Genomic DNA, 12,522 nt, shown 5'->3' with positions numbered 1-12,522 from the left:
CCTGGCCCGACCCATCGCTTCAATACTCCTCACCCTCCGCCTCGTCTTCTTCTTCGGTTTCGCTCGGGGGGTTGGCAGGTTTCTGCGGATCGTTGACGTAAGGCACCTTGCTTGGCCCTTGCTCTTCGAGACCTTCGGTTTGCGGTTGCATGGGTGTTTCCTCCAGTGGGTGGATCATTGGAGAAGGCCGCAAGGCGATATGTTCCAAAGCGCAGCTGGCCAGCCGCGCTCGAGGCGGTCCTGGTTCGCCGGCGGCAATGAAACTATCGCGCCGCAAATCCACTCAATCGGCCAACGCACTCATCTTCAAGGAGACCTGCATGATCGCTCGCTGGCGCTGGGCTTTGGGCCAAACCACGAAGCGGCTCTGGTTCCGCGCCACGCTGTTCTCCCTCGCGGGCGTGGTCACGGCACTGCTGGCCATCGTCTTTCGCGACTTCGTGCCACCCACGCTGCCGGCCAAGGTCGGTGCCGATTCGGTGGACAAGATCCTCGGCATCATCGCGTCGAGCATGCTGGCGGTGACCACCTTTTCGCTGAGTACGATGGTCTCGGCCTACAGCGCGGCCAGCAGCGGCGTCACCCCGCGCGCCACCACCCTGGTGATGGAGGACTCGACCACGCAGAACGCCTTGGCCACGTTCATCGGCTCGTTCCTGTTCAGCTTGGTCGGCATCATCGCGTTGAGCACGGGGGCCTACGGGGCGCAAGGACGCGTGGTGCTGTTCGCGGTGACGATGCTGGTGGTGATCCTGATCGTGTACACGCTGCTGCGCTGGATCGACCACCTGTCCAAGCTCGGCCGGGTCGGCGAGACCATCGACCGGGTCGAGCGCGCGGCTTTGGTCGCTCTGCGGCGCAGGGCCGAATGGCCGTTTCTTGGGGCGGCGGCCTATCCGAGCGATTTTACTCCGCCGGCCACCGCCACCACGGTGCTGAGCAGCGATACGGGCTATGTCCAGCACGTCGATGTGAGCGCGCTGGCCGCCGTAGCCAAGACGCACCGGGTCGAGCTCTATCTGGATGTGCTGCCGGGCAGTTTCGTGCACATCGGCGCGCCTTTGGCGCGTATCGTCTGGGACCAGGACGGCACGGCCGACGACGCATTGGACGCCGATGTACTGGCCGCCTTGACCATCGGCCTGCGTCGGTCGTTCGATCAGGACCCGCGCTTCGCGCTGTCGGTGCTGGCCGAGATCGCCTCGCGTGCGCTGTCGCCGGCCACCAATGACTCCGGTACGGCGATCGATGTGATCGGCCGCGGCGTGCGTTGTCTTTCAGCCTGGGCTTTGCAGGCGCCGGCTGCCGAAGGCATCGAACCGGAGTGCCGCCGCGTGCATGTGCGCGGCATCGAAGTCCAGGATCTGTTCGACGACTTCTTCACCCTGATCGCCCGGGACGGCGCGGGGCTGTTGGAGATCGACATCCGCTTCGTCAAGTCGCTGGCGAGCCTCGCGCAGGTCGCGCCCGAGCGGTTTGCCCGGGAGTGCCAGGTGCATGCCGGCCTGCTGCTCAAGCGGGCCGAATTGGCGTTGCCACTGGAAGAGGACAAGGCGCGGCTGCGTTCACTGGCCAAGGCGTTGTTGCCGTTCAACGGCAACCTGTGAGTCTGCTTGGGAACTGCTGCGGGCTCATGGCCCCCGACGTCGTACGCCTAAGGACGACTAGGTGGCGCGCGACACCAACGCCTGAATCGGGCGCCACGCCCAAAGGGCTAACGCCTGACGTCGCACAGCCTGGCAATGGCCATGGCGACCTCGGCGGTCGCCGCGGCCAAGGTGCCTTCGTTGCGGCACAGCCACCCCTCATGCTCCGCCATCGCCCGCTCGAACGCGGCCGTGCAGGCCGCGTGCGCGTCGAAACCCTGCACGACCGTACTGCGCAACCCTTGCCGGCGTGCCGCTGCCCTCGCCCAAGACAGCTGCGGCGCGGTGGTCACGCCTATCTGCAGGTCCGGCACGCGGACGCCACGCGCCAGGTTCAGGCGCAGAATGTCGGCGAACGGCACCTTGTGACGAAACGCGGCGTCGGAGGCGTACCAGCGGTCCATGAGGATGAGGCTGCCCGGCGGCTGCTTGGGCAACACCTGCTGCGAGATCCACGCGCGGCTGTCGGCCAGGCGCTCGCAGACCTGCCACTCCAGCTCGGCGCAGGGCGTTCGGGCCAGCGCGTTGACCAGTGCCATGGTGGCCGCGCGGTGGGGGTCGTGGTTGCGCTCGCTGAGCCGGACCACGGTATGGCCTTCGGCCCTGAGCGCCTGGGCGACGGCTTCGAGCAGTGTGGTCTTGCCGACGCCTTTGGGGCCGTCGACGGCGACGAACAGGGTCTGGTTCATGAATCGATGGTCGCGGCGGCGGGAGAACGTGGCAGTGTGTCACACCACACCGCAGGGCGTGCGCGCAGGATCAGGGTGGTCATGGCAACGGGTCGGACCGGCGACCTTCTTGACGCATCAGGCTTGCCATACCTGGAGCCCCTGCTCGCTCTGACCGACGATCACCCGCTGCTGGCACCAATCCACCAACACCACGCCGTAACGCGCATTGAGCGCGCAGAATGCCCGTACGAGGCACTGATGGTCGGCATGCTCGCCCAGCGAAGCGCCGAGCACGGCGATGCCGGCTGCGTTGGTGAAGCCATACAAGGTGACTTCATTGCCGATAGGCAGACTGAAGCCGCCGGTCAGGCAGCCCAACACGGTTTCACTGGTGCAGATCAGCGGCGTGGGTTCGGGCGTCGCGCCCAACACGCAGACCAACTCGGCTTCGGCCGCGACGCCCGGAATGACGATGCTCTCGCTCAGCACCCGCGGGTAGGCCTGGCGCCAACCCGAGGCCTCGCGGTGGGTGGCTTCGAAGGTTTTGAAGTCGCGCAAAAGACGCTGGCTTTCCGGCAACTGGGCGGCGGGCAGAAATTCGAGTTGGCGCCAGTCGTCTTCGTGCAGGACCAGACCGTGCCGGGGCGGCGCGTCGGTCAACGGCTCCACCAGGGGAGTGTCGTCGGCCAGGGTCGGCAGCGTGAACAGCACTTCGCCCGGCTCGACCAACACCGGCCCCGGTGCGTCGGGGTTGGCCGGGTCATGGCCGAACAGGCCTCGCAAGGCGTCATAGATCTTGTTCATGCAGGCGCGCTCCTTCTACGTTCGCCCCCGGTTGAGCCGGGGTATTGCCGGTGTTCGTCGGCGGTGTGGGGGCTGGGTGCGGTCGTGCCTGGAGTACAGCAGGTCATGGGTTCGCAGCCGCTTGATGGCCATGGGGTATGGCTATTCGATATTCGATCGACATCAATGCTCGGACGCGACTTGTACACGGAAAGTTCGGTGTATAAGAAATTTGAGAGGGTGGGCTGCCAAACGGCGTGGGATGGGTCGATACGCGGAGGAATCCTGGGGATGGAATACACCGCTAGAGCGCGGTGAACTTCACCAGCAGGGGCCTTGGCCCCTCACTGGTGAACCTGGAGGATCAATCCAGCAGATCAGCCGGTACTTTGCCGCCGTTCTCGGCCAGCTTCTTCATGACCTGGGCGTGCAGCCAGGTGTTCATGGCGGCGGAATCTTCGGTCGAGCCGGTGTAGTGCAGTTCGTTGGCCAGCTCTTTGCGCGAACCCAGGCTGCTGTCCAGACCCAGCAGTTTGAGCAGGTCGACGATCGAGGTGCGCCAGTTCAGTTGTTCGGAGTGCTGGCTGGCCAGCAACTCCAAGTGCTGGGCGACATCGACTTGGCTCATACCCGCCGGTGCAGTGCCGGACGTCTGTGGCGCGCTCGCGGTGCCGGTGGTCGGCGCGGCCCCGGTGCCCTGCGGCGCTGGCGCGGCATCGGCGGACGGCGCAGCGTGCTTACCCAAACCGAGTTTCTCCAAGATGGAATGGAACAAGCTCATGTCATTCTCCTTGATAAAAGCTGCCAGCCCTTGGTGAGCGATGGCTACTTAGGAATGACCTGCCGCGCTGCGGCAAAGTTTGATCGGATTTGGACGGGCATGTGACTCAGAGGGCCTGGGCCAGGCCGTGCGGTCACCGCTTGCCTTCGATCTGATCCAGTACGCACCGCCAGCAACGGGCGATTTCCCGCGCCACCGAAGTGTTGCGCGGGCGTGCGGATGAACAGTCGACCCGCACGTGCGCCAACAGCCAGTCGTCGCTCCAGCCAGCCCATTCGCCGGCCGGGCTGTAGAGGTTGTGCCTGAGCACCGGATACACCTCTGCCCAGAGGATGCGTTCGGCTTGGGCTGGGGCATAGCCGCTGCTGTGGACGGTGCGAGCGATGTGGTCGAGGGTCGCTTCACTGACTTCGCAGTCCAGAAACAGCTGCGACAAGGCTTGCCACAGCTGCAGACGTGCGGCAGGGACGCCGCTCATGCCAGACCGGCCCACACCCAGTGCGCGGCATAGGTGAGACACCTCAGGCGCATGTCTCGGCGACCTCGATATCACTCAATCCCAGCAGTTGTGCCTGGGCCATGATTTCTTCTGCAGTGGCGTCGGCCGCAGGGATCACCAGGCTGTTCTCGCTGTCGCCGAAGTGCAGCAGGATCAGATGCATCGCTGCTTCGTGCTCAGAGAGTTGCGGTTGTTGCAACTCAAGACGATGGCTGTGAGGTTGGCCGGCCACACGATAGTCGAGGGTATAGAAAGGCATACAGAGCGCTCCAAAAGAATGGGATGACGACAACGAACACAAAATGCTGACCCATCAGTCAGCAATTAGTTCGTCAGGCACGCCCGGAGCTGCCCTTGCATAGGCTTTGCCGCAAGACAGGGAGCACCGACATCATGAAGCGTCGCCGCTTTCGACCTCATCGCTGAACCACTGCGCGTAGGGACTATTGGCGACACGTTTGCGGTTGTAGTCGGGGCTGCCGTCGTCCCACCACACCGGCCCGCGCTCGCCCAAGGCGATCTTCGCGTCATCCACCGAAGCACGGGCGTGGCGCATGGCTTCGGGATCATCGCAGGTTTTGGCGGCTTTCACCGCACGGCGCGCGGTCATCAACGCCTTGACCAGGCGCTGGCGCTCTGCCTCGCTCAATCCAGGATTGGTACAACGCCATAGCTGCCCCTTGACCACGAAGTAGCGCCCGTCGGGGGTGGTGGGATACATGCGCGTGATTCCAGACAGGTACTGGGTGCAAAGTGGGCTGCGCTAGAAAGCGACCTGCAATCGGGATCGGTGATCAGGTCGGGTCGGCCAGTGCTGCCAAGGCGCGGTCGGCGGCGTCCTGGAACACCTGGCGCAAGTCCTCGCCCTGGTTCTCGCTGATGACTTTGGCGACGATCAAGCCATGCACGAAACCCAACGCCAGGCTCTTGGCACACAGCAGTTCGTCACGGTCTTCGACGTCGGCGATGTCGCCCAGGTACAGCGCCGCCGGATGCTCGTAGCGTTCGGCCAGATTGAGTACGCGCAGGGCGTCGAGGGATTGGGTGAACTGAGCCGCTGCGGACCCACCCAGGCTCAAATGCTCGTACTGAAGCAGGCTCAGACGGTCTGTAACGGTCATGGTGAATCTCCCTATCCTCGATGAGGTCGTGTGCTATCGGCGCAGCTCGCAGGCCGATCGGTGTAAATGGCGAAGTGTGCATGAGGGTATCAGAACGGCACGCCGCCAGGGCGTTGCCGCGTAGGTTATTTCCAGGTGTTTGGCGTGGCTCAGCCAGGCGCGTCGTCAGACTCCGGGGTCTTGCCCAGCAAGGTGTTGATGCCATGGAAGAAGCGCTCGAGTGCGAAGGGCTTGGTCAACACCGCCATCGCGGTCTCCAGGGGCCGATCTTCGAGCACATGGGGCTGGGCGAAGCCAGTCATGAACAGCACCGGCAGCGCAGGCCGACAAAGGCGGCCGGCGTCGGCCATCTGGCGACCGTCGAGGGTGCCTGGCAAGCCGATGTCGGTCACCAGCAGATCGATGTGCACGTCCGAGCGCAGCAATTGCAAACCCGATTGACTGTCGGCGGCCTCCATCACGCGGTATCCATGGCTGACCAGCACTTCGCTGACGAACATGCGCACCGACGGCTCGTCGTCGACCACCAGCACGGTTTCGCCCCGGGCCGCCATGGCCTCGGGCAGGATCGGCGCCACTTCGGCGACGGGCGTCGCGGCCACGGCCTGGCTCGGCAACTGCAAATAGACGCGCGTGCCCTCGCCTTCCACCGACTCGATGCGCACCTGGCCGCCGGACTGCTTGGCGAATCCGTAGATCATCGACAGGCCGAGGCCGGTGCCCGCGCCGACCGCCTTGGTGGTGAAGAACGGCTCGAACGCCTTGGCCAGGACCTGCGGGCTCATACCCGTGCCGTCATCGGCCACACACAGAGTGAAGTAACGCCCGGCGGCCAGCTCCGGGTCCAACCCGGGGCCGGTTTCTAGCCATTGGTCACAGGTGCTGATGGTCATGCACCCCCCACCCTTGAGCGCGTCACGGGCGTTGATGCAGAGGTTGAGCAAGGTGTTTTCCAGCTGCGCCGGGTCTACCAGGCAAGTGACGGCGGTACTGCTGAGGTCGACCTTGACCGTGATGGAGGGGCCGACCGTGCGCCGCACCAGGTCTTCCAGCCCGCGGATCAGTGCGTTGACGTCGGTGGGCACCGGCATCAGGTTCTGCCGCCGCGAAAAGGCCAGCAGGCGATGGGTCAGTGCTGCGGCGCGCTGGGCCGCACCCTGGGCCACGCCCAGGTAGCGCTCGGCATCGGCCAGGCGACCCTGACCCAGACGCAGCCTGATCAGGTCGAGGCTGCCGCTGATGCCTGCCAGCAGGTTGTTGAAGTCATGGGCGATGCCGCCGGTCAATTGGCCCACCGCTTCCATCTTCTGCGACTGGCGCAGCGCGGCCTGGGCGGCCTCGCGCTCGGCTACCGCCTGGTCGACGCGGGTTTCCAGCTCACGGTTGAGCTCTTGCAAGGCCGCTTCGGTGGTCTTGCGCGCGGTGACGTCCACGGACGAGCCGATCAGCCCGATCACCACACCCTGCTTGTCGAACAGCGGCGCCTTGTTCGACAGCCAGATGGCCTCGGTGCCGTCGGGCATGTCCACACGCTCTTCGACCTGCTCGGGCCGGCCCTGGCGCATGATGCGCTGGTCGGTCTGCATGATCTGCCGCGCCTGTCGCTCGTCTTCGAGAAACTCCAGGTCGGTCTTGCCCAGATAGAAGCTCGGCGGCTTGCCGATCAACAGCGTGGTGCCGTGGTTGGCCACCAGCATGCGGCCCTGGCGATCCTTGGCGTAGACCACACCCGGTACGGCCGAGGTGAAGGTGTGCAGCATGGCCGTGACACGGTCGCGCTCGGCCTCGGCCGCGCGCCGCGCTTCGATGTCCAGCAGAACCCCGGGGAAACGCACCGCACGCCCTTGGGCGTCGAGCTCGGCGCGGCCGCTGCCTTCGGTCCAGTGGTACTGGCCGTCGCTGCGCAACACGCGGTACTCGCAGCGAAAGGCACCGCCATGTTGCAGCGAAGCGTTCATCAGTGCAGTGACGTGGTTACGGTCGTCGGGGTGGATCGAGGCGAAGGCATCCTTCACGCAGATGCCGGCTGCGCAACGCTGCGGGCACAGCCCGAAGGCTTCGGCGAAGCGCTCGTCAGCCGTCAGGCGGTCGTCAGGCACGCTCCACACCCAGGTGCCGATGATTGCGCCGGCATCGAGTGCCAACTGCAGACGTTCCTGTGCTTCGCTCGGGGCGCGCGGCTCGCGTTCAGCGTTTTCCTGGGGATCGACGGGGGGCTTGTCGAAGAGGTCCATCATTTGCCTCGGTCCTGACTCTGGACTGTCTGACCGCTTGCCGGCATGGGGGTTCATGCGTGCTGCAGGGTTTGTGAACGCCAGGCTATCGAAGGCATGGGGCGGCGTCTCGATCGAGTACGCCGCGCGTTGCGAGATGAAGGGTCATTGCATCAGGATCGCGTGGGAGAACTCGATCGACGGCACGGCGACCTGGCTTCGCTGACGGGTCAACCAGGCACGCATCTTGGTGGAGTCGAAGATCTGTCCCTCCTCCATCATCTGCAGGATGAGGGCTTGGGACATTCGGTAACAACCACAGTGCGAGCAGCTTCTTTCCTCCCAACCGGAGGAACACTCGACGGACTCTGCCTGGCCAGCACAGATCAAACAGCTCATGGAACCCCCTTATTGTGTTGTTGGGGAAAGGAAAGTGTGCGAATCAACTCATTATCGGGACAACCGCCGTAGGAATGAGAAATTCGTGCCAAGGTGCGTCGGTTGGCTTAAACGATTCGCCTGACTAGAAAAAGTCCACCAGCGCGGGCAGTTGCATCGACAGCAGCGCCATGGCGGCGGCCGTCAAGGGCGTACGTTGCAACGCGTCCAAGCCCACCCATTTGCACTCGGCTATCTCGTTGGCGGGAACAGGCTTGGTGCGTCCGTCGAACTGCGCAGTGAACACGTGGTGGAGGGTACTGTCGGTGGTCACCGAACACAGCGCCAGCAAGCCTTGGTCGCCGAGGCTGACTTCTTCTTCGAGTTCGCGCGCAGCGGCTTGTTCGGCCGTTTCGCCCGGCTCTATCGCGCCGCCTGGGAAATTCCACTTGCCGCCTTTTTTCTTCACTAGCAAGACCTGGCGGCTGCGCAGGCAAAGGATGGTGGCTCGCAGTCTGGTCTCACGCTGTTTTTTCGAAGCCATCCGGCATCCCCCTGGCAAGCGCCTTGATACAGGCCCGGGTCATGCGCGCCTGTGCTAGTGACAGGCGCCAAGCCGCTTAAGTTCCACAGGGTGCAGGCACATCGCTACCAACGGATACGATCCCTCACGGACCGAGCCAGCACGGCGCAGCGGGCCCGCCGTCAAAGCATCGGTTGGCAATCTGGCGCTCAGCCATTATCGTTCAGCCCTTTCGACCTGAGTGGCCCGCCATGAAGTGGTTTCCCCTGCTGTTGACCCTGTGCCTGTCCGCCCCTGCCCTGGCTGCCGCCGAAAGCAACGCCGACGGCAGCGATGCGCGCGCGCCCTGGACGTTGCTCGATCAGCACGACACCCCCTATACCTTGGACGACACGACCCAGGTGTTGCTGGTGGCCCGCAGCATGGCCAGCGCCAAGATGGTCAACGCAGCGCTCGGCGATGAGCCTGCCGGTTACCTGGAAGCGCGCAAGGTGATCTACGTGGCCGATGTCGAGCGCATGCCTTCGGTGGCGAAGATGGTGATGGTGCCGGCGATGCGCTCGGCGAGCTACCGCATCGTGCTCGACCAGACCGGCGCAGTGGCCGGTCGCTACGGCGGCGACCGCGACACCGTGCAGTGGGTGCAACTCGAAGAGGGGCAGATGGTGCAGCAACGCCGCTTCAGCGATGTCGCGCAATTGCGTACGGCGTTGGCGCAACTGCCACACTGAGGCGGGTCGGGCCCTGGGCAAGGCGATTCGGCCTTGCCGCAACGCCGACCCTGGGGCTCGTTGGGAAAAGTGACGGCTCGTCTACACTTGCCCTCACCTTTTCCCTAGGACACCCCCGCCATGAGAACCCTTCCCGCCTTGCTGGCCAGCCTTGCGCTGGGCCTGGGCCTGCTCGGCGCCGAGCGCGTCGCGGCCGCCGCCCCCGCCACACCCATCCATTTCGGCGCCATCGGCTGGGAGAGCGGTGCGCTGACCACCGAAGTCCTGCGTCTGATCGCCGAGCTTGGGTACGGCTACACCACCGACACCCTGCCGGGCAGCACGGTGAGCATGGAGGTGGCTCTGGCGCGCAACGACCTGCAGGTGATCGCCGAGGAATGGGCGGGACGCAGCCCAGCGTGGGTCAAGGCCGAGCAGGCCGGCCAGGTGTTCGCGCTGGGCGATACGGTGAAAAATGCCGAAGAAGGCTGGTGGGTGCCGGCCTACGTGATCAAGGGCGATGCGGCGCGTGGTTTGCCCGCCCTGGCACCCGACCTGCGCAGCGTGACCGACCTCAAGCGTTACCCCCAGGTATTCAAGGACCCGGAACAGCCCGACAAAGGCCGCTTTCTCAATAGCCCCAGCGGCTGGACTTCGGAGACCGTCAACAGCCAGAAACTCAAGGCCTACGGTCTCGACGGCCAGTACAACAACTTCCGCAGCGGCTCGGGCGCCGCGCTGGACGCCGAAGTGACGTCGGCCATCAAACTCGGCAAACCGGTGTTGTTCTATTACTGGAGCCCCACGCCGCTGATGGGCCGGTATGACTTGGTGCGCCTGGAAGAGCCGCCCTACGATGCGGCCGCCTGGGCCACGCTGACCGATCCGCGCAACGCCGCGCCACGCGGCAGCCGCTCGCTGCCGGCCAAGCTGTCGATCGGCGTGTCGGCAGCGTTTCGCCAGCAATACCCGGACTTGGTCGCGGTGTTCGAAAAAGTCGACCTGCCCATCGATGTGCTGAACAAGACCCTGGCCGACATGAGCAGCACCCGTCAGCCTGCCCGCGAAGCCGCCAAGGCGTTCCTCAAGGGTCATCCGCAGGTGTGGAAAGCCTGGCTGCCTGCCGAGCAGGCGGCAAGGGTCGAGGCCGCCCTGTGAACGGTGGCTTTCCCGAGAATCTGCAGTTTTCCTTCGCGGACGGGATCAACGCCTGGGTCGATTGGCTGGTGCTGCATTACGGCGACCATTTACGCAGTGTGTCCAACCAGCTGCTGGGCCTTCTTGTGGGGTTGGAAGACCTGTTGCGGGTCATGCCGTGGTGGCTGCTGGTGGCCGTGGTCGGTGTTCTGGCCTGGCATGCCAACCGCAGCGTGCTGCGTGCGTTGGTGCTGATGGCGCTGGTGACCGGCATCGGCATGCTCGGCTTGTGGGACAAACTGTTGCAGACCTTGGCCCTGGTACTGGTGAGCACCGCGCTTTGTGTGCTGATCGGCGTGCCGCTGGGCGTGCTCCTGGCCACCCGCAGGCTGGCGCGGCGGCTGCTGCTGCCGGTGCTGGACGTCATGCAGACCTTGCCCGCATTCGTCTATCTGATTCCAGTGCTGATGCTGTTCGGCCTGGGCAAGGTACCGGCGGTGTTCGCCACGCTGATCTACGCCTTGCCCCCACTGGTGCGCCTGACCCACCTGGGCCTTGCGCAGATCGACCCGTCGTTGCTCAAGGCGGCGCGGGGGCTGGGTGCCAGCCGCTGGCAAGGCCTGCGCCGGGTCGCCTTGCCGCTGGCCATGCCGAGCATCATGGCCGGGCTCAACCAGTCGGTGATGATGGCCCTGTCGATGGTGGTCGTGGCCTCGATGATCGGCGCCCGCGGCCTGGGCGAGGACGTGCTGGCCGGTATTCAGACCCTCAACGTCGGGCAAGGGCTGCAAGCGGGCCTGGCCATCGTAGCGCTGGCCATGGTCATCGACCGCATCAGCCAGGGCTATGGCCATGCCAGGGCACGTGGCCGTGGTGAACGGCCGCCCGCTTGACCCGCGTTCGGCGCCAGGCCCAGACGGTCGTCTCGTGCTAAGGCGGCGCAGAGTGCTCGGATCTGGATGTGGCCGTGGCCGATCGCAGACCAACGCCGTGTCGCACCTAGCCGTTGGCCCCCATTTGTGGGTTGCGTCGCACTTTTGCCGGCATGTCCGGTCTACTGCCTCCTTTAGCCGCTTACCGGCGGCGCCTTCAGCTCGATGCACGGCGCAGGGCCAAACGCCCGGCGCTTGTGTAGGATGGCAGCGCGTCCCTGGGAAAGGGCCGCTGCCAGTCATAGGGAGATCACCATGCGCGTCCTCACCTCAGCGGCCTGTTGCGCCGTCCTGTCGCTCGGCCTGACCCTGTCGCCCCAGGCGCTGGCGGTCAGCGGCGAAGAAGCGCACCTGATCGACGCCATCAACCTCTGGCGCAGCCAGGCCCAGCCCTGCGGTGGCGAAGCCTCCCTGGAGCTGCCGCCGCTCAACAGCGACACACGCCTGGCACTTTCGCCCGAGGGCACCCGCGACCTGCAACAGGCCATGAGCCGCGCGGCCTACCCGATGGTCAACGTGCAGGCCATCAGCCTGTCCGGGCCGCGCGATGCCAACGCGGCGATGAACGTCGTCAAGGAAAGCTTCTGCCAAGTGGTGCTCGACCCGCAGTTCGTCGATATCGGCGTCAGCCAGGAAGGCCGCGATTGGCGCATCGTGCTGGCCCGGCCGCTGCTCAGCGGGCGCCTTGGCGATTGGCAGGCCGAAGGCCGGAAACTGCTGCAAGAGGTCAACGCCGCACGCAAGCTGCCGCGCCAGTGCGGCGGCCAGCCTTTCGCCGAAGCCCCGCCGCTGACCTGGAGCGACGTACTGGCAGGTGTTGCCGCCAACCATACCCGGGCCATGGCCAACCAGAACTTCTTCGACCACATCGACCGGGACGGCCGCACCCCAGGCGATCGCGCCGAGCTGGCCGGCTACCTGTATCAGCAGATCGGCGAGAACATCGCCGCTGGCCGCGATACGCCACGCAAGGTGGTCGATGGCTGGCTGGCCAGCCCGGGGCACTGCGCCACGTTGATGAACCCTGCCTTCCACGAACTGGGCGCCGCCTATGCCGTCGACCCGAAAAGCGACGCCGGAATCTACTGGACCGGGCTGTTCGGCACGCCGCAGTGAGCGCAATACCCT

At 65.2% G+C, this 12,522-nt stretch carries 16 protein-coding genes; 5 read left to right on the top strand and 11 right to left on the bottom strand.

Translation table 11 applies throughout. The annotated features are described in order from the left end of the window. Nucleotides 1-19: 19 nt before the first annotated feature. Nucleotides 20-151, bottom strand: a complete 132-nt coding sequence (locus AA0Z93_RS18720; protein WP_413047470.1) for a hypothetical protein — start codon at nt 149-151, stop codon at nt 20-22. 169 nt (nt 152-320) lie between these two features. On the opposite strand from AA0Z93_RS18720, the gene AA0Z93_RS18715 reads away from it, so the two are divergent. Further along, on the top strand, nt 321-1,607 hold the full coding sequence (locus AA0Z93_RS18715) for a DUF2254 domain-containing protein (protein ID WP_413047471.1): 1,287 nt from the start codon (nt 321-323) through the stop codon (nt 1,605-1,607). Between the two features lie 107 nt (nt 1,608-1,714). On the opposite strand, the gene AA0Z93_RS18710 is transcribed toward AA0Z93_RS18715, so the two are convergent. The 10 genes from AA0Z93_RS18710 to AA0Z93_RS18665 all read right to left on the bottom strand — a co-directional run bounded on the left by AA0Z93_RS18710 (nt 1,715) and on the right by AA0Z93_RS18665 (nt 8,636). After that, complete coding sequence (locus tag AA0Z93_RS18710; RefSeq protein WP_413047472.1) at nt 1,715-2,335, bottom strand: dTMP kinase; 621 nt, start codon at nt 2,333-2,335, stop codon at nt 1,715-1,717. A 117-nt stretch (nt 2,336-2,452) separates the two neighbouring features. Beyond that, nucleotides 2,453-3,121, bottom strand: a complete 669-nt coding sequence (locus AA0Z93_RS18705) for a hypothetical protein (protein ID WP_413047473.1) — start codon at nt 3,119-3,121, stop codon at nt 2,453-2,455. 343 nt (nt 3,122-3,464) lie between these two features. Continuing rightward, entirely contained in the window at nt 3,465-3,881 is a 417-nt protein-coding gene (locus AA0Z93_RS18700; protein ID WP_413047474.1) for a DUF3597 domain-containing protein, read from the bottom strand. Between the two features lie 133 nt (nt 3,882-4,014). Further along, complete coding sequence (locus AA0Z93_RS18695; protein ID WP_413047475.1) at nt 4,015-4,359, bottom strand: hypothetical protein; 345 nt, start codon at nt 4,357-4,359, stop codon at nt 4,015-4,017. A gap of 43 nt (nt 4,360-4,402) precedes the next feature. Beyond that, a complete protein-coding gene (locus AA0Z93_RS18690) occupies nt 4,403-4,639 on the bottom strand; it encodes a hypothetical protein (RefSeq protein WP_413047476.1) in 237 nt (78 codons plus the stop codon). A 132-nt stretch (nt 4,640-4,771) separates the two neighbouring features. Next, the gene (locus AA0Z93_RS18685; RefSeq protein ID WP_413047477.1) at nt 4,772-5,101 is read right to left on the bottom strand and encodes a hypothetical protein; all 330 of its coding nucleotides are present in this window, start codon (nt 5,099-5,101) and stop codon (nt 4,772-4,774) included. Between the two features lie 73 nt (nt 5,102-5,174). Beyond that, nucleotides 5,175-5,501 (bottom strand): hypothetical protein, encoded by a 327-nt coding sequence (locus AA0Z93_RS18680; protein ID WP_413047478.1) that lies wholly within the window; start codon nt 5,499-5,501, stop codon nt 5,175-5,177. A gap of 149 nt (nt 5,502-5,650) precedes the next feature. Next, on the bottom strand, nt 5,651-7,738 hold the full coding sequence (locus AA0Z93_RS18675) for a PAS domain-containing protein (RefSeq protein WP_413047479.1): 2,088 nt from the start codon (nt 7,736-7,738) through the stop codon (nt 5,651-5,653). Nucleotides 7,739-7,879: 141 nt separating this feature from the next. Beyond that, complete coding sequence (locus tag AA0Z93_RS18670; RefSeq protein WP_413047480.1) at nt 7,880-8,020, bottom strand: hypothetical protein; 141 nt, start codon at nt 8,018-8,020, stop codon at nt 7,880-7,882. Between the two features lie 217 nt (nt 8,021-8,237). Further along, the gene (locus AA0Z93_RS18665; RefSeq protein ID WP_413047481.1) at nt 8,238-8,636 is read right to left on the bottom strand and encodes an NUDIX domain-containing protein; all 399 of its coding nucleotides are present in this window, start codon (nt 8,634-8,636) and stop codon (nt 8,238-8,240) included. 230 nt (nt 8,637-8,866) lie between these two features. On the opposite strand from AA0Z93_RS18665, the gene AA0Z93_RS18660 reads away from it, so the two are divergent. From AA0Z93_RS18660 to AA0Z93_RS18645, 4 genes are all read left to right on the top strand, one after another. After that, complete coding sequence (locus AA0Z93_RS18660; protein WP_413047482.1) at nt 8,867-9,346, top strand: hypothetical protein; 480 nt, start codon at nt 8,867-8,869, stop codon at nt 9,344-9,346. Between the two features lie 120 nt (nt 9,347-9,466). After that, nucleotides 9,467-10,483 carry an ABC transporter substrate-binding protein gene (locus AA0Z93_RS18655; protein ID WP_413047483.1) on the top strand — a complete coding sequence of 339 codons (1,017 nt, stop codon included), beginning with the start codon at nt 9,467-9,469 and terminating at the stop codon, nt 10,481-10,483. Further along, nucleotides 10,480-11,355, top strand: coding sequence for an ABC transporter permease (locus tag AA0Z93_RS18650; protein WP_413047484.1), 876 nt, complete (start codon nt 10,480-10,482; stop codon nt 11,353-11,355). Before AA0Z93_RS18655 ends, AA0Z93_RS18650 begins: the two co-directional genes overlap by 4 nt. Before the next feature lie 294 nt (nt 11,356-11,649). After that, nucleotides 11,650-12,510 carry a CAP domain-containing protein gene (locus tag AA0Z93_RS18645; RefSeq protein ID WP_413047485.1) on the top strand — a complete coding sequence of 287 codons (861 nt, stop codon included), beginning with the start codon at nt 11,650-11,652 and terminating at the stop codon, nt 12,508-12,510. Nucleotides 12,511-12,522 lie beyond the last annotated feature (12 nt).

The sequence above is a fragment of the Pseudomonas phoenicis genome (assembly GCF_047302395.1).
Taxonomy (GTDB): Bacteria; Pseudomonadota; Gammaproteobacteria; order Pseudomonadales; family Pseudomonadaceae; genus Aquipseudomonas.
This window is presented reverse-complemented; position numbering and strand designations above follow the sequence as displayed.